The following is a 24,099-nucleotide window of genomic DNA, read 5'->3' on the forward strand; positions in this document are numbered from 1 at the left end:
TCCCCTGAATTGTTTTCCATGCCCGCATCCGCCCGCGCCCTTTCTGCACACCAACTGCGGCTGACCGTCGACCCCACCACGCTCGGCTTTGCCAGCACGGCCGAGCTCACGGGCTTGCCCCTGCCCTGGATCGGCCAGGAGCGCGCCGAGGCCGCCGCGCGCTTCGGCCTGGCCATGCAGCAGCCCGACTACCACCTCTTCGTGCTGGGCGACGTGGGCAGCGGCCGCGCATCGCTGCTGCACCAGGCCATGCTGGCCGAGGCCGCGCGGCGCCCCGTGCCGCCCGACCTGTGCTACCTGCACGACTTCGATGCACCGGAGCGCCCGCGCGCACTGCGCCTGCCTGCGGGCCAGGGCCGCCTGCTGCGCCAGGCCCTGGCCGACATGGGCACGCGGCTGGAGGCCGAAGTGCCCCAGCACCTGGCAGGCCCCGCCTTCCTGGCCGATGCGGCGCGCATCGAGCAGCGCTGGCAGGTGCAGGAGCGCGAGGCGCTGGCCGCGCTCGACGCGTTTGCGCTCGCGCGCCAGTTGCGCCTGGTGCGCGACAACGGGCAGATGCTGGTCACCCCCCTGGGCCCGAGGGGCCAGCCCCTGTCCGACGCGGAGGCGCGCGTGCAGCCGCCCGAGCGCCGCGCCGCCATCGAACGCGACGAGGACGCGCTGCGCAGCGAGATCGAGCGCTTTGCCCAGGCCATGCGCCCGCTGGAGCGCGAACGCGACGCAGCCCTGGACGCCCTGCGCAGCACAGTGATCACGCCGCTGGTGCAGCAGGCGCTGCAGGCCGCGCGCGTCATCGCCGGCCAGCAGGCGCCGCACGCCGGGCGCCTTGCGCAGTGGCTGGACCAGGTAGAGCGCGCCTTGCTCGGCAGCATCGACCTGCTGGAGCCCTACTACGGCGACAACGAGGCCGATGCCGAAGCCGACCGCCGCGACGACCTGGATGCGCTGCTGGCCCGCTGCCGCGTGAACCTGGCGGTGGACAACGGCGGGCGCACCGGCGCCCCCGTGATCGTCGAGGACAACCCGCAACTGCGCAGCCTGATGGGCAGCATCGACCACGGAGCCAATGCCGACGATGCCGACCCCGGGCAGGCCGACGTATCGGCCATCCACGCCGGCAGCCTGCTGCGCGCGCATGGCGGCTTCATCCTGCTGCACCTGCACGATCTGGCCGCCGAAGAGGGCCTGTGGCCACGCGTGCGCCGCTTTTTGCGCAGCCGCCGGCTGCAGATCACTGGCGAGGCGAGTGCCGACGGCCCAGGCCCCGGCGGTGGCGCAGGCGCGCCGGCAGGCTTGCAGCCCGAGCCGGTGGATGTGGACGTGAAAATCGTCCTCATCGGCTCGGTGGACGAGTTCTACGCCCTGCAGGACAGCGACCCCGAAGCCGCACGGCGCTTTCGCGTGAAGGTCGACTTTGCCGACCGTTTCATCGCCACCCCGGCATCGCACCGCGCCACCGCCATCTTCGTGGCGCACTGCTGCGCGCAGCGCGGCCTGCCGCACTTCGGCCCCGAGGCCGTGGCCTTGCTGATCGAGCAAAGCCACCGCGAGGCCGACGACCAGGGCCGCCAGAGCGCCCGCTTCGCCCAGGCCGAGGCGCTGGTGATCGAGAGCGCTGCCCAGTGCCGCATGCGCAGCCCTGCCGATGCCACGGCCCTGGTGCAGGCCGCCGACGTGCAGGCCGCCCTGGCCGCCCAGCGGCTGCGCCACAACCAGACCGAGGAAGAACTGCACCAGACCCTGGTCGAGGGCGAGTGCCTCATCACCCTGCACGGTGCGGCCGTGGGCCAGGTCAACGCCCTGTCGCAGATCGACCTGGGCGACTACCGTTTCGGCTTTCCCGTGCGCATCACAGCGCGCAGCTTCGCCGGGCAGGAGGGGCTGCTCAACATCGACCGCGAAGTGCACATGTCCGGCCCCATCCACGACAAGGGCGTGCTCATCCTGCACGGCTACCTCACGGCCCTGTTCAGCCATGTGGCGCCGCTAGCGCTCAATGCCTCCATCGTGTTCGAGCAGGAGTACAGCGGCGTGGAAGGCGACTCCGCCTCCTGCGCCGAGTTGTACGCGCTGCTGTCCAGCCTGTCGGGCCTGCCGCTGCGCCAGGGCATTGCGGTGACGGGTGCGCTCAATCAGCATGGCGAGGTGCTGCCCGTGGGCGGCATCAACGAAAAGATCGAAGGCTGGTTCCAGGCCTGCGCCGCGGCCGGGCTCGATGGCACGCAGGGCGTGCTCATCCCCGCGCGCAACCAGCGCCACCTGATGCTGTCGCGCCCCATCCTCGATGCGGTGGAGCGCGGCCTGTTCCACGTCTACACCGTGCAGCATGTGAGCGAGGGCATTGCCCTGCTGACGGGCGAGGCATCGGGCATGGCGCCAGGTGCCGTGCTGGCGGCCGATGCCGCCGATGATGTGACCCAGACCGTGCTCAGCCGCGCTGAGCAGACCCTGCGCGCCTACCGGCGTGCGTGCCAGAGTGCCGGGCATACGCGGGTGGGGCGCGCGGGGCGCAGACCACGGCGCGACTGAAGCCAGACCCTGCCAGGTACACCCGTGTCCACCGTGTGACAAGGGGCCAATCGGAGTCACCAACGTGACGCTCCAGCCGCCTCCTGCAGTGTTTTCCCCGACCCATTGTGGTGCATGCGCGCTCGATACTGGCTGCGCCGCCGGTCCATTGCGCGCACCCTGCGTGCAGCGATGGAAGGGCGCAGCACTACAACAGGAGACACGCCGATGCACCCCTTCTCCACGCCCCTCGCGCCTCCCCTCACGCGCCGCCGGGTGCTGTCGTCAGCAGCGGCCACCGCTGTCGCCCTGCCCGGCTGGGCACTGGCACAGCAGACCGAGCCCTGGCGCATAGGCCAGACGGCCGCGCTCACGGGGCCGCTGGCCTTCCCGTTCGTGGAGATGAACAAGGGCATCGCAGCGGCCTTCCAGGAGGTCAACGAGCGCGGTGGCATCGACGGGCGGCGCCTGCAGTTCACCAGCGCCGACGATGGCGGCGACCCGGCCAAGGCCGGAGCCAACGCGAAGAAGCTGCTGGAGGAGGACAAGGTCTTCGCCCTGCTGTCCTGCGGCGGCACCACCAGCGTGATGGGCGCGCTGCCCGTGGCCATGGCGGCCAAGGTGCCGGTGATCGCGCCGGCCACAGGGTCGGACGCGCTGCGGCCGTTCAACCCCCTGGTGTTCCATGCGCGCGCAAGCTATTCGCAGGAGCTCCACAAGATCGTGCAGCAACTGGGCTCCACGGGCTTCACCAAGTGCGCAGTGGCCTACATCGACAACCCTTTTGGCAAGGCCACGCTGGCGGCCTTCGATGCGGCGGCCAAGGCGCACAACAACAAGGACTGGAAGGCCTTCCTGTTGTCCGAGACCGAGGAAGGCGTGGCACGCACGGTGGACGAGATCACCGCCTGGCAGCCCACGGCCCTGATCTCGCTGGCCGTGGGCGCAGTGGGCATACCGTTCTACAAGGCGCTGCGCCTGCGCGTGAAGGCGCCTGCGTTCTCGATCTCGTTCCTGGGTTCGCGGCCGCTGCTGGCGGCGCTGGGCGAGTCCGCGCGCGGCATCACCGTGGCGCAGGTGGCACCCAACCCCGACAACGTGGCCAAGCCCATCGTCAAGGCCTACCGCGATGCGCTCAAGGCCAGCGCCGCCAGTGCCGAGCCGGGCTATTCGTCTCTGGAGGGCTACCTGAGCGCGCGCCTGATGATCGAGGCCCTGCGCCGCGCGGGCCGCACTGCATCGCGCGAGAAGCTCATCGAGGCGCTGCACACCATGCGCCCCTACGACATGGGCGGATTCGAGCTGCGCTATGGGCCCCAGGACCACAGCGGCACGGACTTCGTGGAGCTGTCTTACTTCAACGGCGAGCGGTTTCGCCGGTAACCAGGGCAGTGATGAATCAGCCGGCGGATTGGCTGGCGGTGAACACAGCCAGCTGGTCCGCAAATGCGCGCTGGTAGGCCGGCCGCGCCTCACCGCGGGCGATGTAGGCCAATAGACTGGGCTGTTCCTGCAGCAGTGGCGACGCATCGCCCAGACGGCGCAGCACGGTCACCATCAGCAGGTCGCCGGCACTGAATGCATTGCCGTCGAGCCAGTCGGCCTCGCCCAGCCTCTGCGCAAGCTCGGCCAGCCGGGTACGCACGCGGTCTTCGAGCATGGGCTGGCGCTGCGCATACCAGGGCTTGTCGTGCTCAAGGATCCGCGCGGCGCCCCACTCGACGATGGGCGGCTCCAGCGTATTGAGCGCCGCGAACATCCACATGATGGCGCGCGAGCGCGCGTGGGCTTCGGCCGGCAGCAGGCCCGCATGGGTCTCGGCGATGTGCAGCACGATGGCGCCGGTCTCGAACAGCGCCAGGCCGTCTTGCTCATAGGTGGGTATCTGCCCGAACGGATGGAGCGCCCGGTGCGCGGGCGCCTTCATCGCTGCAAAGGACACGAGGCGCACACCGTAGGGTTGCCCCACTTCCTCCAGCGCCCAGCGCACGCGCATGTCGCGCGCCAGACCCCGGCCGCGGTCGGGCGAACGTTCGAAGGCGGTGATGGTGGGTTGCATCGGAGCGCTCCTGCAGAGGGACCAGGACCATTGTTCCACCCACGCGCTGGCCCAGCCGTGTTGTCCACGTAGGACATCCGCTCGTGTTGCGCCGGGAACCGCTGGATTGGGTGTTGGCGTGGGTAGGATGGGGCATCGTTCAATCAGTTACACCCCATCACACCATGCCTGCGATCGGTCTCCCCTGGCCACCCAATCTCCAAATCGACGGATCGACCTATCTGGTCCGACCGCTGGCGCTGGCTGCGCCCTCGAATGTGCCGGAGCGGGTTTTCATCTTCGAGGAGGACGGCTCACCCGTGCTCACCGTGCGCCGTGCCTGGGCGAGCTACCCCGAAGCACTCTACACCGCAGAGCAGAAGCTCCGGGAGCATTTGGCGCCAACGCCGATCAATGTGTTTGGCGGCTGAGGAGCGCGCCGTTCGCGAAGGCAGCAGGGAGAACTTGATCCACGGACCCCACGGCAGTGCAGCCTTTTAGGCGCTGCAATGCCAAGCTTATTCCTCTACCGACTCGCGCATGATCCCACGGGCCACACAGCACTGGTGCAGTTCGCTGGTGGCCAGCATGCCCTGCTGCAGCGGGTAGGTGACGCGGGCCACTAGCCACTCGTCATCCGGCTCAGACAGTATTTCCCCCGACCGTCCGGCGCCCAGCGCCGTCCAGAACTGCAGTACCCCGATGGCATCCGTGTTGGCATGGGCGAATCTTCCGTGGGCCACCTTGCGAGCGCGGGTGAATTTGAAGGTTTCGGATTGGGTACGCATCGGCTTTGCAGAACAGAGAAACAGCGAGGACAAAAAGCTTTCGCATGGTGTACTGCCTGTACCGAACTCTGTGTAGGCGAACACCGCAAATATCCCTTGCGGGGTGGCCTTACCAGGGCAATGGCTGCCCGCTGTATGCGTAGAAACCACCCGTGCATTCGGGCGTGAGCCCATCGATCACACGCAGCATGTCGGCCGCCGCGTCCGCCGCCGGCCGGCCGATCTCGGCGCCGCGAAACGGGGCCGACAGGTCCGAGTCCACGGTGCCCGGGTGCAGTGCCACCAGCACGGCCTGTGGGTTGCCGCGCTGCACTTCGATGGCCGCGGTCTTGAGGAACATGTTCAGCGCCGCTTTCGAGGCCCGGTAGCTGTACCAGCCGCCCAGGCGGTTGTCGCCAATGCTGCCCACCTTGGCCGACAACACCGCCAGCACGCTGCGGTCCTTGGCCAGCAGCGGCGCAAAGTGCGCCATGACCAGCGCCGGGCCCATGGCGTTGGTGCGCAGGCAGGCCTGCATCTGCGCATAGTTGAGCTGACCCAGGCGCTTTTCGGGCATGCCTTCGGGGCCGTGCAGCATGCCGGTGGCGACGATGACGAGGTGAAACGGGCCCCGCGGCGCCAGCGCTGCCGCCGCCTCGGACACAGTGGCTTCGTGCTCGAAATCGATGGGTGGCACCGTGCTTCTTCCCAGCCCGACCACCAGCGCACAGCGCGGGTCGGCCTGCAGGTGCTGCACGAAGGCACTGCCGATACCGCCCGAGGCACCCAGGACAAGGGCGCGAAAGCCTTGCGGGAACGAACGCAGGTGGTCTGTCAGCATGTCAAAGGGAGGCCCATACCCCCAATCATGCACCAGGGCCAAGCCATCGTTCTAAGGCCATTGCAGCCGGGTGGGTGCCCGATACTGCGAGCGCGGCAGCGCGCTGGCCGCAGGCCCACCCGCCGTGCGCACCAGCGCAGCCTCTGCAGCCCCGGGCTCCTGCACACCATGCACGAAGAACCGTTCCACCAGCGCATAGTGCTCGGGCACGTTGAGGGCCGGGGCATGGCCGCAACCGGGCACCTCGATCACGCGGGCCTGGCCACGGGCGCCCGGGCCGCGCGTGAGCATTTCGATGGTGGTCTCGCGCAGCACCAGGTCCGAGTCTTCGCCGCGCAGACACAGCACGGGGATGTCCAGCGCGTCGTAGTGGTCCCAGATCAGGTAGTCGTTGGCGTGGTGCGTGAACTGCTGCACCATGGCCGGGTCGTAGTGTGGGGTCACCCGGCCGTCGGGCAGGCGGCGGGTGCTGGTCTCGGTCAGGCGGCGCCACTGCGCATCGCTGAGCCAGCCATAGGGCTGGTAGACCTGGCGGAAGAAGGCCTCGAGCTCTGCCACGGTATCGAACGCGGGCGGCTGGCCCGCATAGGCCTTGATGCGCCCGAGCGCATCGTCGGCCAGGCGCGGCGCGTTGTCGTTGAGCAGCAGGCTGCGGATGCGGCCCTTGAGCCCCGGCTCGAACAGGCCCGACGCGCACACCGTGCCGATGGCGCCGCCCATGGAGGTGCCCACCCAGTGCGCCTGTTCTATGCCCAGCGCATCGAACAGCCCAGCGGCGATGCGCGCATAAAAGCGCAGCTGGTATTCCTCTGCTGGCTCGCGCGCCCACTGGCTCAGGCCCCGGCCGATGGTGTCGGGGCAGATCACGCGAAAGCGTGGCGCCAGATGGGCGGCCAGCTCGTCCATGTCGCGGCCGGTGCGGGCCAGGCCGTGCCAGGCCACCACCACCGGAGCATCGGGCGCGCCCCATTCGGTGTAGTGGATTTCATAGCCGGCGCAGGTGGCATAGCGCGATAACGGAGTCATGGTGGACAACCTTGTGAGTCAGTGGATGGATTGTGGGTTGCCGGAGGGCGAGCTGCGGTGTTCAAGCGGCTCACAAAGCTCAGCGAAGCGGTCCTGGCCAGGCGTTGCATCGCAGACAGTACTGAAAGTACGGCAAGACGCAACAACGACGCCAGGAGAGTTTTGTGAGTCGCGCTCATTTCATGAGGCGCCCGTTGGCGCCGATGACGGTGACCTCGACATACCGCGAGCCGATGCGGTTGGTGGGCGAATAACCCAGGCTGATGCCGCCCAGGTCGTAGTTCTGCAGCGATTCAAGCGCCTTGACCACCTTGGCGCGCGTGGGCGCGGGGCCGGCGCGGCGCAGGGCCTCGACCAGCACCTTGGCACCCAGGAACTGCTCGAAGCTGGTGTAGTTGACCTCGGCCTCGGGCGCGTACTTCTTGAGCAAGGTCTGGTATTCGCGCACCACGGGCAACTGCGGACGAAAGGGATACGGCACCACCTGGCTGATGCCCAGGCCGTGCGCGTTCTTCAGGCCGGCGAGCTTCACGAGTTCGGTCGGGTCCACCACCGAGATGTTGTACAGCTGCGCGCCACCGCCCTGCTCGCGGTAGCGCTGGATGAAGGCGGCCGCGGGCTTGTTGATGGCGATCATGATCACGGCATGCACGTCGGCCGCCTTGATGGCCTTCACGGCATCGTCCACCTTGTCGGTGTTGCGCTCGTAGCCGGCCGAGACGACGAGCTTCAGGTTGCGCCGCGCCAGCGCCGCCTCAACCCCCGCGAGGCCTGCCTTGCCGAAGCCATCGTCCTGGTACATCACGGCCACGCGGTTCATGCCCAGCGTGGTGAGCTGCTGCACCATGTGCTCGGCCTCATCGCCATAGCCTGCGCGCACGTGGAAGATCCAGGGGTTGAACGGGCTGCGCAGCGACTCGCCACCCGTGTAGGGCGCCACCAGCGCGGCACCGCCCTGCTCCAGCACACCGTCGGTCAACAGCTGCGTGACGTTGGCCGTGCCGGCAAAGCCGTAGAGCGCCACCACTTCGGGCCGGGCCAGCATCTCGCGCGTCAGGCGCACGGTGTCGGGCACCTTGTAGCCGTCGTCCACCACCCATTGGCGGATGGTGGCGCCATGCACGCCGCCCTGGGCGTTGATGGCGTCGAAATAGATCCTGCCACCCAGCACCATCTGCGTGCCCGTGCTGGCCAGCACGCCCGACAGCGGCGCCACCTGACCGACCACGAGTTCGGCGCCGCGCAGCTGCGCCGCCGCCGGCAGCGCCAACAGCCCCATCACCCCCAGCATCGTGAGTACCGCGCCCATGCGGCGGCCCCATGTGATCCATGTGTTCATGTCCGTCCTTTGTGCCACCGGGTGCGGCAATGCGCCCGGCAGCTTTTTTGTTGTGGTGGGTCGTCGTTCTTATTCGGGGATGGCGATGGCTCCGGCCGTCACGGCGATGGCGTTGCCCGCGCTGGGCACCTCGGCCAACGGCGGCACGTTGGCGGCGGTGATGGCCGGGGCGCTGCCTGGTGTGCCGCCACGCGGCACGGTGCGCACCACCTGGCTGGCGGGCAGCGCCTTGCCAGTGGCCAGATGGTCGTACACGGCGTCGAGCGCGCGATTCAGGTACACATGCAGCGGCACGTAACGGGTGTCGTAGCCGGGCAGCACCGTGGGCAGGCCGATGAAGCTGTCGAAGTGCTGGGCATTGGCCACCTCCACATAGCTCAGTTTGCTGGCCGCACCCTCCACGCGCTTGTTCAGCGCGGTGTAGGGGCGCGAGGTATGGCTCACAGGCAGCAGCGCATCGGCGCGGCCATGCACAATGATGGCCGGCTTGCCGCGCAGGTTGCCATTGCGGCGCGTTTCATCGACACCGGCCTGCAGCTTGCGGGCTGCAGCATCGGTGCCGGTGACCAGGTTGCGCAGGCACACGGCGCCCTCGGTGTTCCAGTCGAACGCGCCGCTGTCGGCCAGGGACAGGAAGTCGCGCGCAGGCCCCTGCTTGGCGCGGTTGTTGATGAGCTGCACGCCGCCCGCCGGGGGCACGCCGTTGCCGGTGGCGAACATGCCGGCCAGCGCAGCCGGTGGCGCCAGCGGGGTGACCGCACCGGCCGCCGTGGCCCCCGCGTAGCTGAAGCCGCACAGGTGGTCCTGCACGCTGGCGCGCGAGAGCGAGTTGGCAAAGGTCACGGCCACGGCGGGCGCCACCTCGAAGGCTGCGAGCGAGGCATGCAGGTCATTCGACTCGGGCTCCCAGCCGTAGGCGCGCAGCTTCTGCAGCGATTCCTCGGCCTGGGCCGCCGTGGTGTCGGCCGTGAGCAGGCCCCGCGCACGCAGGGCCGCGCAGCGACCCGGTGCGATGGGCAGGGCCGCACCGGCAAAGCCTGCGGCGAAGGCCGCCGCATACGGGCTGGTGCTGACCGAGGGCGCCAGCGAGGCACAGGCCTGGTACAGGTTGGCCTGGGTGGTGTAGTCGATCAGCGGGCGGCCCGTGACGGCGATGGCGGTGCCGCCGCGCTGCACCGTGACACCCGGGTTGGCAGGCAGCTCCACCGCAGGCTCAGACACGGCCACGCCGCTGATCAGGCCCTGGGTGTCGAGCTCGGCCGCCGCAATCGCTGCCCCGCCGCCATTGGAAATGCTCGACGCGATGACGATGGTGTTGCCCGGTGTGAGCGACTTGATGCGCTGGCCCGACACGGTGAGCGCGCCGTAGCGCTCATTGAGCACGTAATAGCCGAATTCCACCGCCTGCAAGGTGGTCGTGCCCCAGTCCTTCTCGGCGTTCTGGCCCGAGTGGGCGTGCTTGAAGGCAAAGCGGTTGGGCGTGGCGGTGTTGAAGGTGGCCAGTTGCGCGGGCGTGAGGTTGGCATTGAAGGCGGCGCTCTTGCCGGCCGCAGCGGCCGTGGTGCGCGTGCCGTCGATCAGCGGCACGGTGTCGTTCTGCAGGTCGTGCGGAGCCGCGCCCGTGCCCTTGTCGGAATAGGCCACGGCGCAGCCGCGCTTGAGGCCCCACTCCCCGGTGGAGATGCCGCCGTACACACCGCGCGAGCCCGATGCGGTGGCCGTGATCATGCACGGCCGTGCAGGGTTGAAGCTGTCGGGCACCTGCACCATCAGGGTCACGTTCTGGCGCCCGCTGCCATCGTCGGCATAGGCGATGTACTCGGTACCGGGCACCTTGCCCTCGCCGGTGGTCACGCGACCCTGGGCATCGACGTTGGGACCATACAGCGTGCCGTAGCCACCGGCGGCCGTCATGTCGAGCATGGCGCGGTAGTTGTTGTAGATGGCGGCGCGGCGCAATTCGGCGCCGGTGGGCTTGAGCGCATCGGCATAGGCGGGTGGCGTGGCCGAAGCCAGGCCACTCGCACCCAGGCCGGCGGTCAGCAGGTCGTTGCTGCTGCCGTCGTAGCGGGACTCGGTAATGCTGCCAAGGTAGGCGGGCCGCGTGTTCACCCCGCCCGTGCTGTCACTGCCCCCACCGCCGCCGCAGGCTGCGAGCACTGCGGCGGACACGGCCACCATCGTGGTTCTTTGCGTCGTCTTTTTCTTCAGGCAATTCATTGCGCTTGTCTCCGAGTTGTGTTTTTCTGAACTTCTGGAACGCAGCTTCACCCCGGCCAGGTTGCGAGCCTGGCCCTTACGCCGCCTTGCGCGCTGCTGCCGCGCGCAGGCGCCCCACCACACCGGTGGGGAAGTAATACACCGACAAGACGAAGAGCACACCCAGCCACAACAGCCAGCGGTCGGGCGAGAGCAGCGCCGACAGCCAGGGCAGGCCCGAGGCGGCCTCGCTTGCGAGGCGCAGCAGGTCCTGCAGATAGCTTTGCGCAATGAGGAAGAGCACGGCGCCGATGGCCGAGCCGTAGATGGTGCCCATGCCGCCGATGACGACGATGAGCAGGCAGTCCATCATGATTTCGAAGCTGAGCGAGGTGTCCGGCCCGTTGTAGCGCAGCCAGAGCGCGAGCATGGCGCCCGCGCAGCAGGCGAACAGGGCCGACAGCACGCTGGACGTGGTGCGGTACACCACCACGCGGTAGCCAATGGCCTCGGCGCGGAACTCGTTCTCGCGGATCGCCTGCAGCACGCGGCCGAACGGCGAGTTCACGATGCGCAGCAACGCCAGCACCAGCACCACGGCAATCACAAACAGCAGGTAGTAGCACAGCAGCCGCCCGTCGAGCGTGACGCCCAGGAAGGGCTCGTCGAAGGGCTCGAAGCTCGGCGACAGGATTTCGGGCACCTTGAAGGTCAGTCCATCCTCACCGCCCGTGATGTCCGACAGCTGCGAGGCCAGCGTCTGGAACGCCGCCGCCACGGCCAGCGTGATCATGGCGAAGAAGATGGCGCGCACACGCAGTGAAAAGAGCCCCACCGCCAGCGACAGCAGCAGCGAGAGCACCAGGGCGCCACCCAGGCCCACGGCCAGCGCCGACCAGGTGGGCCCCATGCGCGTGGTGGCCACCGCGATGCCATAGGCCCCGATGCCGAAGAACATGGTGTGCGCAAAGCTCACGATGCCGGTGTAGCCCAAGAGCAGATCGAAGCTGGCGACCAGCACCACGAAGATCAGCACCTTGGCCGCGACAGAGAGGGCCTTGACGCCAGGGAACAGGAAGGGCGCGAACGCCAGCCCGAGGAAGATGGCGACGAGGATCACCGCCAGCACCTTGCTGCGCGGGTAGTCGCCGGAGAGAAGTCGGTTCAGCATGTCTTGGGGCTCCTCTTCAGCGGTTCGCGACCGGATAGACGCCCTGTGGACGCCACAGCAGGATGGCCACCATCAACGCGATGTTGGAGAACAGCGCCACCTTGGGCACCAAAAAGCCGGTGTAGTTGGCCATGAGCCCCACCAGCAGCGCGCCGATGAGCGCACCGCCCGTGGACCCCAGGCCGCCGATGATGATCACGATGAAGATCAGCACGTTGACCTGGGCGCCCATCTGCGGCACCACGTTCTGCTGGTACAGGCCCCACATCACCCCGCCCAGGCCGGCCAGGGCCGAGCCCACGACGAACACGCCGATGAACAGGCGCCGGATGCGGTAACCCAGCGACTCGACCATCTCGCGGTCCTGTACGCCGGCACGGATGAGCAGGCCGACCTTGGTGCGCGACAGCGTCCAGGCCAGCACGGCAAAGACCAAGAGGCCCACGGCCACCGCCACCAGGCGGTATTTTTCGATGGCCGCATCGCCGATGAGCAGCGCGCCGCGCATGCCCTGGGGCAGCGGCAGCGGGATCTGCTGCGGGCCCCAGATGACCTTGATCAGCTCTTCGCCGATGATCATGCCGCCCATGGTGATGAGGATCTGCTTCAAATGCTGGCCATACACGGGCCGCACGATGAAACGCTCGAATGCCAGGCCCACGGCCCCCGCCACAGCCATGGCCACCAGCATGGCGGGCAGCACCGCCACCATGTTGCGCCACAGCTGGTCGGAGCCGGTCCAGTCGCCCATGGCACCCAGCACGCTGGTGGCCACGAAGGCACCGAGCGCGATGAACACGCCGTGGCCGAAGTTGAGCACGTCCATCAGGCCGAACACCAGCGTCAGGCCCGAGGCAATGATGAAGATGATCATGCCCATGGCCAGCCCCGCCACGGTGAGCGTGAGCCAGGTGCTGGGCGAGCCGATGAAGGGCAGCACCAGCAACGCCAGCGCGGGCACCAGGGCCAGTGGCTTCCAGTCGAAGTCGCGCAGCATGGCCTTGCCAGCCGCGGTGGAAGTGGGTGTCGTTGTCGTCGCGGTGCTCATAGTGCCAACCCCAGCAGCGATCGCTGCAATGCCTCGTCTGCGGCCAGTGCGGCCATGCTGCCCGCATGCACCACCTGGCCGTTGTCCATCACGGCCACGGTGTCACCCAGCCGCTTGGCGAAATTGATGTTCTGCTCGACCAGCAAAATCGTCACGCCGCTCTTCTTGAGCTGATCGAACGCCTCGATCATGTTGTTGATGATCGCGGGCGCCAGGCCCTTGCTGGGCTCGTCCACGATGAGCAGGTCGCGCGGCTCGACGATGGCGCGGCTCACGGCCACCATCTGCTTTTGCCCGCCCGAGAGCTTGCCCGCAGGGTGGTTCCAGAACTTCTCCACCGCAGGGAAGAGCTTGAAGATCCATTCCAGTCGGGAGCTGTCCATCTGCGCGGCGTTCTTGGCATTGCGCGCGGCCAGCAGCATGTTCTCCTTGACCGTGAGGTCGGCGAAGATGCCCATGTTCTCGGGCACATAGGCGATGTTCATGCCCGCGATCTGCGGGGTGTTCAGCGCCGTGATGTCGCGGCCACCGAAGTGGATGCTGCCCTGCGACGCATGCCACAGGCCCATGATGGTGCGCAGCGTGGTGGTCTTGCCGGCGCCGTTGCGGCCCAGCAGCATGGTGAGCTGCCCCTTGGGTACGGCCAGATCCACGCCGTGCAGGATGTGGTATGCCCCGATGTGGGTGTGCACGCCCTTGAGTTCGAGCAGGTTGTTGGTGGTGGTCATGCAGTGGCCTCCTTGGTGACGCCCAGGTAGGCTTCCTGCACCACGGGCGAGGCGATCACCTCGGCCGGTGCGCCGTCGGCCACCAGGGTGCCGTTGGTCAGCACGATGATGCGGTCGGCCAGCTCGCGCACCACGTCCATCTTGTGCTCCACCAGCAGGATGATCTTGGTCTTGTCCTTCTTGAGTTCGCGGATCAGGTTCAGGATCACGGGGGCCTCGTCATGGCTCATGCCAGCCGTGGGTTCATCGAACATGTAGACCTGCGGCTCCAGCGCCATCAGCAGCGCCACTTCGAGCTTGCGCTGGTCGCCGTGCGGCAGGCTGGCCACGGGGGTGTCCTGCCGGTCCAGCATGGCCACGGCCTGCAGGATGGCGCGGGCGCGGTCCGTCAGGTCGCGGTGGTCGCTCCAGATGCTCCACAGGTTCAGGCCCCGGCGGTGCTTGCCCTCTTGCGTAGCCTGCACGGCCAGGCGCACGTTCTCCAGCACGCTGAGGTTGGGAAACAGGTTGGTGAGCTGAAAGGCCCGCCCCAGGCCCGCATGCGTGCGCGCCGAGACCGACTGGCCCGTGAGGTCTTGCCCGCCCAGGGTCACGCTGCCCGCGCTGGCGCGCAGCTGCCCCGAGATGAGGTTGAAGTACGTGGTCTTGCCCGCACCGTTGGGGCCCACGATGGCGGTCAGCGTGCCGGGCTCGAAGGAGCAGGTCACGGCGTTGACCGCCACATGGCCGCCGAAGCGGATGGTCAAGTCCTTGGTGGCCAAGGTGCTCATGGGAGGTGCTTCACTTTCACAGTCGTCGTCTTTCAGGGATGCCGGGCGCCCTGCCCTTTGCGGTGCCAGGGCGCGCGGCGTTCAGCGCATTGTCAAGGGCAGGTGCCGATGACGTAGTAGTTGGGGCTGGTAAGCTTCAGGGTATTGGTCACGAAGATGTTCCACAGCCCCATACTCTGGTTGGATCCCAGCGCAAAGGTGTAGCCGCCGGCCACGTAGGCGCGGCCTGCCATGGTGTGGGCGTAGTTGCTGGCCGTCGTGCAGGTGGCGCCGCCACCAGACGCAGCCAGCGTGGTGCCGCTGGCTGCGGCCGATGCGGCGCCTTCGGCGCCATTGGCGTCGGCGGCGCGCACCGTCCAGCTGTAGCTGGTGGAGGCGGCCAGGCCGGTGTCGGTGTAGCTCGTGGTGTTCACCGGCAGCGCGTTGACCTTGTTGGCGTTGCGGTACACGTTGTAGCTGGACGCACCCGAGACCGCACCCCAGCCCACCACCATGGAGCTGGCCGTGGCGCCCGAGGTGTTCACGCCCGTGGGGGCGGGCAGCGCGGGGTTGGTGGGCGGGTTGGTCGTGCCGCCGCCGCTTGCGACCTGGTCCACCATGGCCTTGATGGCGGCCATCTGTGGGCCGGACTTCTTGGCGTAGTTGGCGTTGTCATAGCCCCACCAGTCAAAGCAGCTGTTGGTCGCCGCCAGGCTGGTCTGCGGGTAGAGCATCACGATGTTGTTGGTGTCGGCCCAGCGGTTGTAGCCGGTGTTGCGCACGTACTGCTGCTGCACGTCGCTCACGTTCTGCTTGCAGCCGTGCAGCACCACATGCAGCCGGCAGGTCGCCGTGCCGCCGGCCTGGCAGGCCTGCGGGATGTAGGCCCAGCCCGTGGTGGCCATGCCGTGGTTGGTGATGAACTGGTTCTGGTTGAACTCGACGTAGTTGCCTGCCGGCAGCGTGGCGTTGTTGCGCGCGTTGAGCGTGCCGTACAGGTGCTGCAGCATGGCGCCGGCCAGGTCGAAGTTGCAGTCGCTGATGTAGGGCGCGCCCTTGGTCGAGCAGCCGTTGCCATAGTCGTCGGTGACCATCGCGTGCTCGGCCGCGATGTCCTTCTTGTAGACCACGTTGGCGGCCGGCACGAAGCTGTTGTAGTAGGTGCGCAGCGCGTCCATGGATCCGGTCTTGACCACGCTGTCGAGCGTGCCCGAGAACAGGTGGACCTTGGACGCCTGCAGGTTGACCACGGGGTCGATCAGGCCCTGGCTGGCCCAGGTGTTGGTGGTGTTCACCAGCGTGCTGGTGGGGATGCTGGCCGGGGTGACCATGCAGCGCCCGGTGGCGTTGACGATGGAGCCCTCGGCACAGTAGAACGGCCCGCCCGCGACCACGCCCGCGCCCTTGGCGAAGGTGGCCGAGTAGGCCACGTGCAGCTGCACGGCCATGAAGCCGCCAGCCGACAGGCCCGACACCGTGGTCTGTGTCTTGTCGATCTTGAGCTGCGGCAAGTTGACCGCCGCGAATGCACTGCCCATGCCCATTGCCGCGATGGCAGCGGCGGTTGCGGCGGTTGCGGCCGACCTGAGAATGAAGTTGAAAGCCATTTGTCTTGTCTCCAAATAATTTTGAGAAAAACCGAGCCAGCCCCCGTGTAATCCGGGGGTTCATGCATCAATTCACTGGAAAAAAAGGGGCGGCCGCCCCCGCGGGATGGATCCCCGCTGGGCTGAACGGACGTCAGCCAGCAGGGCCACGCAAACCGTTTATCGCTTGTTGCGAATCGGCACTTGCATCTCTTCAGGCTTGATCTCGCGCACCAGCTCGGGCACGCCCCAGGCAAAAGCCGGGTCCACCTTGATCTTGAAGTGGTACATGCTCTGCATGGCCTGGTGGTCTTCCTTGCGGAAGGTCATCTTGCCCTTGGGGGTCTCGAAGCTCATGCCCTCCATGGTCTTGATGAGCTTGTTGGTGTTGGTGTCGCCGTTCGTCGCCTTGAGGGCCGTGACCAGGGCCATGGCCGAGCTGAAGCCGCCGGCGGTGAAGAAGTCCGGCGGGGTCTTGAACTCCTTGTAGTGCGCGGCCACCAGGGCCTCGTTCACCGGGTTCTTGGGGATGCCGAAGTAGTAGTAGGTGGCGCCTTCCATGCCCGGGAAGTTCTTGTACGCAGCCATGGCCGGCAGAATGTTGCCGCCCGTGGCGATCTCGATGCCATAGCGCTTGAGGTCCATGTCTGCGATCTTGAAGGGGTTGCCCGCGCCGGCCCAGATGATGAAGATGACCTTGCGGCCGGGCACGTCCTTGAGCTTGTCGATCAGGCGCTGGGCACCGGCGGTGAAGTCGGTGGTGGTCGTGGGCAGGTACTCCTCGTGGGCCAGCTTGGCGTTCTTGAGCGCGTCCTTGAAGGCCTTCACGCCATCGCGGCCAAAGGCATAGTCCTGTGCCAGCGTGGCCACGGTCACGCCGGCCTTGTCGATGGCCACGGCGTTGGAGATGGCGTCCTGGCTGCTGTTGCGGCCGGTGCGAAAGATGTACTTGTTCCACTTGTCGCCGGTGATGGCGTCCGCCACGGCGGGCTCCACCAGCAGGATCTTCTTGTACTCTTCGGCCACGGGCAGCAGGGCCAGAGCGACGCCCGAGGACGTGGGGCCCACGGCGATGTCGGCCTTGTCGTCCGAGTAGGCCGAGGCCAGCAGGCTCTTGCCCAGGTCGGGCTTGCCCTGGTCGTCCTTCTCGATCACGACGAGCTTCTTGCCATTGACGGTCATGCTGCCGCCGGTGGCGTAGTTCAGGCCCATCAGCAGGCCGGTCTGGGTCTGCTTGCCATAGGCTTCGAGCGGGCCGGTCTTGCTGTAGATGTGGGCGATGCGGATCTCGCCGGACTGGGCGAACGCGGGTGCGGAAAGCGTGGCGGCTGCGGTAACGGCGGCGGTGGCGAGTGCGACCAGGGTGCGACGGTGCATGGCGATGTCTCCTTTGTAGTGATGCCTGAACATTGCACAGTTCATGCCAGCGCACAAGCTGTTGATTTGCAAGAAACTTTTGCTGACACCTGCACGGCAATGTCTAAATTTTATACAGTTGATTTGTCTAAATTTCAGGCATTTGCCTGAAATTTATTCAGGGTTTTCCAGACGTCCATAGAGCGTGGCGCGCGAGATGCCGAGCTGCCGCGCCGTGGCCAGCTTGTTGCCGCCGTGGGCTTTCATCGCTGCCTGGATGGCGCGCTGCTCCAGCTCGGCCACCTGCTCGGCCAGGGGGCGAAGATAGCGCGATGCGTCCTCGGCCTCGGCCACCACCACGGTGGTGGTGTCCTGCACCGGGGCGGCGGGCTCCACGCCGGCCTCGCGCAGGATGCGCTCGAGCTGCGCGGCGTCGATGGACTGGCCTTCGCTGCGCATCACGGCCTGCTCGATCACGTTGCGCAGCTCGCGGATGTTGCCGCGCCAGGGCTGGCCGGCCAGCAGGGCCATGGCATCGGGCAGCAGCTCGGGCGGCGGCGTGCCATTGCGCAGCGCCAGGTCGTCGCCCAGCGACTCGACCAGCGCCGGGATGTCGCTGCGCCGCGCACGCAGCGGCGGCACGCGCACGGGCAGCACATGCAGGCGGTAGAACAGGTCTTCGCGAAAGCGCCCTTCGCGCACCTGGGCCGCCAGGTCACGCGAGGTGGCCGCCAGGATGCGCACGTTGAAGGGCACCAACTTGTTGGAGCCCAGGGGCTCGATCTCGCCTTCCTGCAGCGCGCGCAGCAGCTTGGCCTGCAGGCTTTGCGGCATGTCGCCGATTTCATCGAGGAACAGCGTGCCGCCATCGGCCAGCTTGAACTTGCCGTCGCGGCCCTTGGCCGATGCGCCGGTGTAGGCACCGGGCGCCACGCCAAAGAACTCGGCCTCCAGCAGCGTGTCGGGCACGGCGGCGATGTTCACGCTCACAAAGGGGCCGCTGGCGCGGCTCGATGCGGCGTGGATGGCATGGGCCAGCAGTTCCTTGCCCGTGCCCGTCTCGCCCAGCAGCAGCACGGGGCTGCTGGACTGAGCGGCGCGGCGCGCCTGGCGCTTGACCTCGGCGGCGGCGGGGCTCGAGCCGATGAAGCTGGCAAAGGTGTATTTGGCGCGCCGCTCGCCATCGCCCGCCACCGCCAGGGTGCGCCGGCGCTGGCTGGCAAGCTCGCGCCGCGCGTCGTCCAGATCACGCTGCAGCAATGCGAACTTGCTGATCAGCGGTTGCAGCGTGGTCTCGGGGTGATCGAACAGCACGATGCCGATAGCACCGATCACCCCGCCCTCGTCGTCGCGCAGCGGGATGCGGCTGACCACGAAGGTGCCCGCCTTGTTGGTCAGCAGGTCGATCAGCACCGGATTGCCCGTCTCCAGCACGCGGCGCATGCCGGTGTTGGGGATCACCTCCTCCACCATGCGGCCCACGAACTGGTCCACCGACGAGAAACCCAGGTCGGGCAGGAAGCGCTGGTAGCCCTCGTTGACCCAGACGATGCGCCCGCTCAGGTCCACCAGGAACATGCCCTGGCTGACGCTGGAGAACAGGTGGAACATGGACCGCGCCGCGAGTTCGAGAATGCCCTGGGCATCCAGCGGCAGTGCGGGGGCGTCGTCGATGAGCAGGGGCATATGCGGATGGTAGCGCGGCGCCACCACCACACCATCGGCAGCCGCGCCCCTGCGCGCACTGTCATTCGGGCGTGGTAGCGGTCTCCACGGCCTGCACGCCACTCACCGCCCGCAGGCCGCGCGCCATGCGCAGCACCACCACGGGCTGTGCCTTGTCGACCGCACCGGCGCCCAGCGGCTGGTCCATCAGGATGCAGGGCTTGCCGGTGCGCCGGCAGTGGTCCTGCACGCGCCAGTATTCGTCGTGGCTGATGCAGCCCGTCTGGCAGATCACGAGGTCGGCCGCAGCCAGGCTGAAGTCCAGCGCCGGATTGTCGGTTCCGTCCACGGCCGCAGCCGGGGCCGGCGCAATGCATTGCTCTTCAGGGGCCGCAGCCACCGCCCGCAGGCGCCAGCGCAGGCACTCGCGCGAGAGGCTGGCAATGCGCTCGGCCAGCGTTGCAATGTGCCGCGCCATGTCCCGGCGGCGCCTGAGCCCCGGCTGCGCGGCCTGCAGCTGCGCCAGGTCGTCGTGCGCCAGGGCCAGCCGCGTCTCGCGCACCACCACCGCCGCCCGCAGCCGCACCACCTCGGCCCGCAACTGCTCCAATTCAGCGGCCTGTTCGGCCAGGGCGGCACTGCAGCGCGTCTGCGCCTCACCCAGCTGGCGGGACAGCACCATGAACTCTTCGGACAGGGAATGCATGCACCATCCTTCTTAATAAGAATGATTCGCATTTTATGGTATGATTCAGCCGTCTGAGCAAGCCACCTGGTGGGGGACACCGGGGTAGCAGACCCCGGTATCTGGCTTGCGAAGTTTGCTGGGCGGGCCAGGCCAAGGTGTACCCAGGACCATCCAGGTACGCCAAGGCCTGCCCGCCGCCCCTGCAAACCAGGGGTGTGCGCTGCAGCAGCGGCGTCTGCACAATGCCCCGGGTCAATGCACCACGCAGAGGTGTCTGGGACGTGGCTGTCATCCTTGACCGGACTCACGGCGCCGCTGTGTCGAAGAAGCAAAAAGCATGTGCGCGCATGCCAGGCCCCCGACCTTATCGCCCACGCACGGCCATGCCGCGATGGACAATGGGCGCCCAGCGAACTGCTCCTCCTCTCCCGCTTTTGGGGGATACCGCAGCCCATCGTCTTGCGCTCCAATCCTGTCGACGCCTCGGTTCATGCAATGCCATGGACCGATCCGCACCCTGATTGCCCCCAGCCTCTGGCGACGGTGCTGGCATGCGGGATGCCACCCTCCTTCGACGAAGCAACTGTTACGCCCGAACCGTGATCACCGCCTTGTTTGAATTCACCCGTGCCAGCGCGCAGGGAGCCCCCACAGGCGTGACGGCATCCACCGACGCCCATGCCGTGCTCCTCAATTGGTCGATGGCACCCGAGCGTTCATTCCATCCGGTTCTGGACCTTCCCGACCTGTTGGTGGCCTCTCTCACCTGGGACGAGCGCAACGATGCCGCATCCAGAAACGACCTCGACTCGTGGTGCCACAGGTTGGGCATCTCGGTGTCCTCCGCACTGCGTATGGCACTCAATGACGAGCAAGATCCCGTGGACCTTCTGTCTCCCAATTAGGCGCTGAACAGAACACCATCAACAGGACCCAGGGGCAGACGGGCAGGCGAGACCCTGCTGCCGCCGGCGGGGCGCTGCTCACCCCCTTGGCACTTGCATGGGGTTCACGGGTTGCTGCGGTTGATGAAGTTGTCGGGGCCACGGTCGCCCAGCTTGGGCAACAGCCTGCTCGGAGCGTAGGGAAACTCGGGCGGCTTGCGGGCCACGATGAAGAGCCGGATGTCCTTGCCCCGGGTGCCGTGCCGTTCGGCGGCAACGATGTCCATGCCCTGCCGGGCAATGGCCGCATGCAGCGCCGCACCTTCGAAGCTCAGCACGTGCGGCGCCTTGCCGATGGCGCGCATCAGCGGCAGCGCAAGCCAGGGGATGAGCGGGTTCATCTCGGCGATGCAGGGCGTCTTCGAGATCAACAGCCCGCCGGGCCGCAGGGCCTGCATCGCCAGCTGCAGCGTGTGGTCGAGATCGCCCACCAGGTGCAGCACGCTGAAGGCCAGCACCACGTCGTAGTTGCCCTGCCCGAGCCCCGGCGCATCTGCGTCGGCCACCGCGAAGCTCAGCTGCGGCACCGGCTGGGCCGCCAGCTTGCCCTGGGCGATGGCGATCATGCCGGTCGAGACGTCGGTCGCCAGCAGGCGCCGGGTGAAGGGCGCCAGGCGCAGCGCGGTAGTCCCCGTGCCACAGCCGATCTCCAGCACATCCTGCTCGGCCGACAGCAGGGCCTGCACGCGCTGCAGCGTGGCCTCATAGCCTGGCATGTCGGCAATCGGATCGGCCGCGTACTTGGGGGCGATGCGGTCCCAGAAACGGGCCTTGCGGGCAGTCGACGCGTTCGCTTGCGGGGGTGGTAGTGCGCCGGCAGGCTCAGCGGTGGTGGTGATGGGCATAAAGTGCGGCAACGGTCTTGCAATGGACAGCACTGGATGCTATCCATGCACTTCACCCTGGGGAATTGCCGCAAATTGCAGTGAACATATACATTTATGCATGGATAAATTGGACTGGAACCAGCTAAGGGCGTTTCTGGAAACCGCCGAAACCGGCTCGCTCTCGGCCGCTGCCCGCAAGCTGGGCCTGACCCAGCCTACCCTGAGCCGCCAGGTCGCCGCCATCGAGCAACGCATGGGCGTGACCCTGTTCGAGCGCGTGGGCAAGGCCATGGCGCTGACCCCCACGGGGCTGGACCTGCTGGAGCACGCCCGTGCCATGGGCGCGGCGGCCCAGGCCCTGGGCGTGGCGGCCAGCGGGCGCTCGCAGGCGGTGGGCGGCGTGGTGTCGGTGTCGGCCAGCGATGCCGTGGCCTCGTACCTGCTGCCTCCGCTGGTGCGGCGCCTGCGCGAACAGGAGCCAGGCATCAGCATCGAGGTGATCCCGTCCAATGCATTCAGCGATCTGCTGCGCCGCGAGGCCGACATCGCCATCCGCCATGCCAAGCCCGAGCAGCCGGAGCTGATCGCCCGCCTGATCCGCGAGGCATCGGCCTGCTTCTATGCGTCCGAAGACTGGGTCAGGACCCACGGCCACCCGCGCAGCGCCGAAGAGGCAGCCGCCCTGCCCTTCGTGGGCTCGGACCGCTCAGGCCAGTACCTGGGCTACCTGCGCCAGCACGGCTTGCCCCTGACCGAGGCCAACTTCAGCTGCTACGCCGACCACACGGTGGCCCACTGGGCACTGGTGCGCCAGGGCATGGGCATCGGTGCCATGATGGACGAGATCGCCCAGGCCACGCCGGGCATCGTGCGCGTGCTCGATGACGTGCCGCCCGTGATCTTCCCGATCTGGCTGGTCACCCACCGCGAGCTGCGCACGGCACGGCGCATTCGGGTGGTTTTCGAGGCGCTGGCGCAGGGGCTGCAAGAGGGATGCACGCCCTGAGCCGTTCCACGCCCTCGCACGCCGATGAAAAAAGGGCGGCACCGCAGAAACTGCCGTGCCGCCCCAACTACCCAAAACAGGTTAGCCCTCAGCCCGCAGCTGTGCCCCCCTCGGCCGCCGCCTTGCGCGCTGCCCAGCGGCGCGCCACGCGCGGCAGGATCAGCACGGCCAGCACGATGACCATCAGGGTCAGCGAGCCTGGGCGCTCCAGGAAGATGGTCCATTTGCCTTCGCCGATGGCGACCGCATTGCGCATCTGCGCTTCGGCCAGAGGGCCCAGAATCATGCCCACCACCACAGGGGCAGCGGGGAAGTCGAAGCGGCGCATGACCACGCCCAGCAGGCCGATGGCGTACAGCAGCACCAGATCGAACGCACTCTGGCGCATACCGTACACGCCCAGCGTGGCAAACACCAGGATGCCTGCGTACAGGTACGACTTGGGGATCTTGAGCAGCTTGACCCACAGGCCCACCAGCGGCAGGTTCAGGATCAGCAGCATCACGTTGCCGATGTACATCGACGCGATAAGCGCCCAGACCAGCGCGCCGTTGCTGCTGAACAGCTGCGGGCCAGGCTGGATGCCGTAGTTCTGGAACGCGCCCAGCAGGATGGCCGTGGTGTTGGACGTGGGGATGCCCAGCGTCAGCAGCGGGATCAGCGTGGCCGTGATGGCCGCATTGTTCGCAGCCTCGGGGCCGGCCACGCCTTCGATGGCGCCGATGGTGCCAAACTCTTCCTTGTGCTTGCTCAGCTTCTTCTCGGCCGCATAGCTCAGGAAGGTCGGTATCTCGCTGCCGCCCGCCGGCACGGTGCCGAACGGAAAGCCGATGGCAGTGGCACGCAGCCAGGCGGGCCACGAGCGGCGCCACTCTTCCTTGGTCATGTGGGTGCTGGTCAGCGTGTTCTGCGTCTCGGCGGTCTTGCCCTCGTACATCACGTTGTACAAGGCCTCGCCCACGGCGAACAGGCCCACGGCGATCAGCACCACCTCGATGCCGTCCATCAGCTCGGGCACACCTGCGGTGTAGCGCGCCTGTGCGGTCAACTGGTCGATGCCGATCAGGCCCAGGGCCAGGCCGACGAACAGCGCCACCATGCCGCGCAGCGTGCTCTTGCCCAGCACCGCACTCACCGTGGTGAAGGCCAGCACCATGAGCATGAAGTACTCGGGTGGGCCCAGGCGCACGGCGTACTCGGCCACCACCGGCGCAAAGAAGGTCACCAGCACCGTGGCAATGGTGCCCGCCACAAAGGAGCCGATGGCCGCTGTGGCCAGCGCCGCACCGGCGCGGCCGTTCTTGGCCATCTTGTTGCCCTCCATGGCCGTGACCATGGACCCGGCCTCACCGGGCGTGTTGAGCAGGATGGAGGTGGTCGAGCCACCGTACATGGCACCGTAGTAGATGCCGGCAAAGAAGATCATCGACGCGGTGGCTTCCACCTTGACGGTGATGGGCAGCAGCATGGCCACAGCCACGGCCGGCCCAATGCCAGGCAGCACGCCCACGGCCGTGCCGATGATGCAGCCGACGAAGGCCCACATCAGGTTGATGGGGGTGGCCGCAGTGGCGAAGCCCTGCAGCAGGAGGTTCCAGGTATCCATGGTGTGC

At 67.5% G+C, this 24,099-nt stretch carries 21 protein-coding genes; 5 read left to right on the forward strand and 16 right to left on the reverse strand.

The genetic code is table 11. The annotated features are described in order from the left end of the window. The first annotated feature begins 18 nt into the window (after positions 1 to 18). Both ASE28_RS02040 and ASE28_RS02045 read left to right on the forward strand, forming a co-directional pair. Positions 19 to 2,529 carry an ATP-binding protein gene (locus ASE28_RS02040; protein WP_057264201.1) on the forward strand — a complete coding sequence of 837 codons (2,511 nt, stop codon included), beginning with the start codon at positions 19 to 21 and terminating at the stop codon, positions 2,527 to 2,529. A 207-nt stretch (positions 2,530 to 2,736) separates the two neighbouring features. Then, entirely contained in the window at positions 2,737 to 3,891 is a 1,155-nt protein-coding gene (locus ASE28_RS02045) for an ABC transporter substrate-binding protein (RefSeq protein ID WP_057264202.1), read from the forward strand. Positions 3,892 to 3,907: 16 nt separating this feature from the next. Here ASE28_RS02045 and ASE28_RS02050 read toward each other — a convergent pair whose 3' ends face one another. Further along, on the reverse strand, positions 3,908 to 4,567 hold the full coding sequence (locus tag ASE28_RS02050; protein WP_057264205.1) for a glutathione S-transferase family protein: 660 nt from the start codon (positions 4,565 to 4,567) through the stop codon (positions 3,908 to 3,910). A gap of 164 nt (positions 4,568 to 4,731) precedes the next feature. Between ASE28_RS02050 and ASE28_RS02055 the strand changes: the two genes are divergently transcribed. Further along, entirely contained in the window at positions 4,732 to 4,977 is a 246-nt protein-coding gene (locus tag ASE28_RS02055) for a hypothetical protein (RefSeq protein ID WP_057201007.1), read from the forward strand. Positions 4,978 to 5,064: 87 nt separating this feature from the next. Here ASE28_RS02055 and ASE28_RS02060 read toward each other — a convergent pair whose 3' ends face one another. The 13 genes from ASE28_RS02060 to ASE28_RS02120 all read right to left on the reverse strand — a co-directional run bounded on the left by ASE28_RS02060 (position 5,065) and on the right by ASE28_RS02120 (position 19,727). Further along, entirely contained in the window at positions 5,065 to 5,418 is a 354-nt protein-coding gene (locus ASE28_RS02060) for a hypothetical protein (RefSeq protein ID WP_157421817.1), read from the reverse strand. 25 nt (positions 5,419 to 5,443) lie between these two features. Beyond that, positions 5,444 to 6,154 (reverse strand): SDR family NAD(P)-dependent oxidoreductase, encoded by a 711-nt coding sequence (locus tag ASE28_RS02065; RefSeq protein ID WP_057264208.1) that lies wholly within the window; start codon positions 6,152 to 6,154, stop codon positions 5,444 to 5,446. A gap of 51 nt (positions 6,155 to 6,205) precedes the next feature. Next, complete coding sequence (locus ASE28_RS02070; protein WP_057201012.1) at positions 6,206 to 7,180, reverse strand: alpha/beta fold hydrolase; 975 nt, start codon at positions 7,178 to 7,180, stop codon at positions 6,206 to 6,208. A gap of 175 nt (positions 7,181 to 7,355) precedes the next feature. Beyond that, on the reverse strand, positions 7,356 to 8,519 hold the full coding sequence (locus ASE28_RS02075; RefSeq protein WP_057264210.1) for an ABC transporter substrate-binding protein: 1,164 nt from the start codon (positions 8,517 to 8,519) through the stop codon (positions 7,356 to 7,358). Positions 8,520 to 8,588: 69 nt separating this feature from the next. Further along, entirely contained in the window at positions 8,589 to 10,739 is a 2,151-nt protein-coding gene (locus ASE28_RS02080; protein WP_057264212.1) for a D-(-)-3-hydroxybutyrate oligomer hydrolase, read from the reverse strand. 76 nt (positions 10,740 to 10,815) lie between these two features. Further along, positions 10,816 to 11,889, reverse strand: a complete 1,074-nt coding sequence (locus tag ASE28_RS02085; protein WP_057264214.1) for a branched-chain amino acid ABC transporter permease — start codon at positions 11,887 to 11,889, stop codon at positions 10,816 to 10,818. 16 nt (positions 11,890 to 11,905) lie between these two features. Next, positions 11,906 to 12,886 carry a branched-chain amino acid ABC transporter permease gene (locus tag ASE28_RS02090; protein WP_057201018.1) on the reverse strand — a complete coding sequence of 327 codons (981 nt, stop codon included), beginning with the start codon at positions 12,884 to 12,886 and terminating at the stop codon, positions 11,906 to 11,908. Between the two features lie 47 nt (positions 12,887 to 12,933). Then, positions 12,934 to 13,665, reverse strand: coding sequence for an ABC transporter ATP-binding protein (locus ASE28_RS02095; RefSeq protein ID WP_057264217.1), 732 nt, complete (start codon positions 13,663 to 13,665; stop codon positions 12,934 to 12,936). Continuing rightward, entirely contained in the window at positions 13,662 to 14,435 is a 774-nt protein-coding gene (locus ASE28_RS02100; protein WP_057264220.1) for an ABC transporter ATP-binding protein, read from the reverse strand. The genes ASE28_RS02095 and ASE28_RS02100 overlap by 4 nt, the downstream gene beginning before the upstream one ends. A gap of 92 nt (positions 14,436 to 14,527) precedes the next feature. Next, positions 14,528 to 16,021 carry a PHB depolymerase family esterase gene (locus ASE28_RS02105; RefSeq protein WP_057264223.1) on the reverse strand — a complete coding sequence of 498 codons (1,494 nt, stop codon included), beginning with the start codon at positions 16,019 to 16,021 and terminating at the stop codon, positions 14,528 to 14,530. 159 nt (positions 16,022 to 16,180) lie between these two features. Continuing rightward, positions 16,181 to 17,377 (reverse strand): substrate-binding domain-containing protein, encoded by a 1,197-nt coding sequence (locus tag ASE28_RS02110; RefSeq protein WP_057201079.1) that lies wholly within the window; start codon positions 17,375 to 17,377, stop codon positions 16,181 to 16,183. A gap of 153 nt (positions 17,378 to 17,530) precedes the next feature. Continuing rightward, complete coding sequence (locus ASE28_RS02115) at positions 17,531 to 19,042, reverse strand: sigma-54-dependent Fis family transcriptional regulator (protein WP_057264366.1); 1,512 nt, start codon at positions 19,040 to 19,042, stop codon at positions 17,531 to 17,533. Between the two features lie 61 nt (positions 19,043 to 19,103). After that, positions 19,104 to 19,727, reverse strand: a complete 624-nt coding sequence (locus ASE28_RS02120) for a DUF2325 domain-containing protein (protein ID WP_057264225.1) — start codon at positions 19,725 to 19,727, stop codon at positions 19,104 to 19,106. Between the two features lie 581 nt (positions 19,728 to 20,308). Here ASE28_RS02120 and ASE28_RS02125 point away from each other — a divergent pair. Then, the gene (locus ASE28_RS02125) at positions 20,309 to 20,614 is read left to right on the forward strand and encodes a hypothetical protein (protein WP_157421818.1); all 306 of its coding nucleotides are present in this window, start codon (positions 20,309 to 20,311) and stop codon (positions 20,612 to 20,614) included. Between the two features lie 104 nt (positions 20,615 to 20,718). Here the strand turns inward: ASE28_RS02125 and ASE28_RS02130 are convergent, their stop codons facing one another. Beyond that, positions 20,719 to 21,498 (reverse strand): class I SAM-dependent methyltransferase, encoded by a 780-nt coding sequence (locus ASE28_RS02130; protein WP_057264229.1) that lies wholly within the window; start codon positions 21,496 to 21,498, stop codon positions 20,719 to 20,721. A 100-nt stretch (positions 21,499 to 21,598) separates the two neighbouring features. On the opposite strand from ASE28_RS02130, the gene ASE28_RS02135 reads away from it, so the two are divergent. Next, a complete protein-coding gene (locus tag ASE28_RS02135) occupies positions 21,599 to 22,486 on the forward strand; it encodes a LysR family transcriptional regulator (RefSeq protein ID WP_057264231.1) in 888 nt (295 codons plus the stop codon). Positions 22,487 to 22,574: 88 nt separating this feature from the next. Here ASE28_RS02135 and ASE28_RS02140 read toward each other — a convergent pair whose 3' ends face one another. Continuing rightward, positions 22,575 to 24,092 (reverse strand): tripartite tricarboxylate transporter permease, encoded by a 1,518-nt coding sequence (locus tag ASE28_RS02140; protein WP_057201033.1) that lies wholly within the window; start codon positions 24,090 to 24,092, stop codon positions 22,575 to 22,577. Between the last annotated feature and the right edge of the window lie 7 nt (positions 24,093 to 24,099).

Origin of the sequence: Acidovorax sp. Root219, assembly GCF_001428665.1 — a bacterium.
GTDB lineage: Bacteria > Pseudomonadota > Gammaproteobacteria > Burkholderiales > Burkholderiaceae_C > Acidovorax.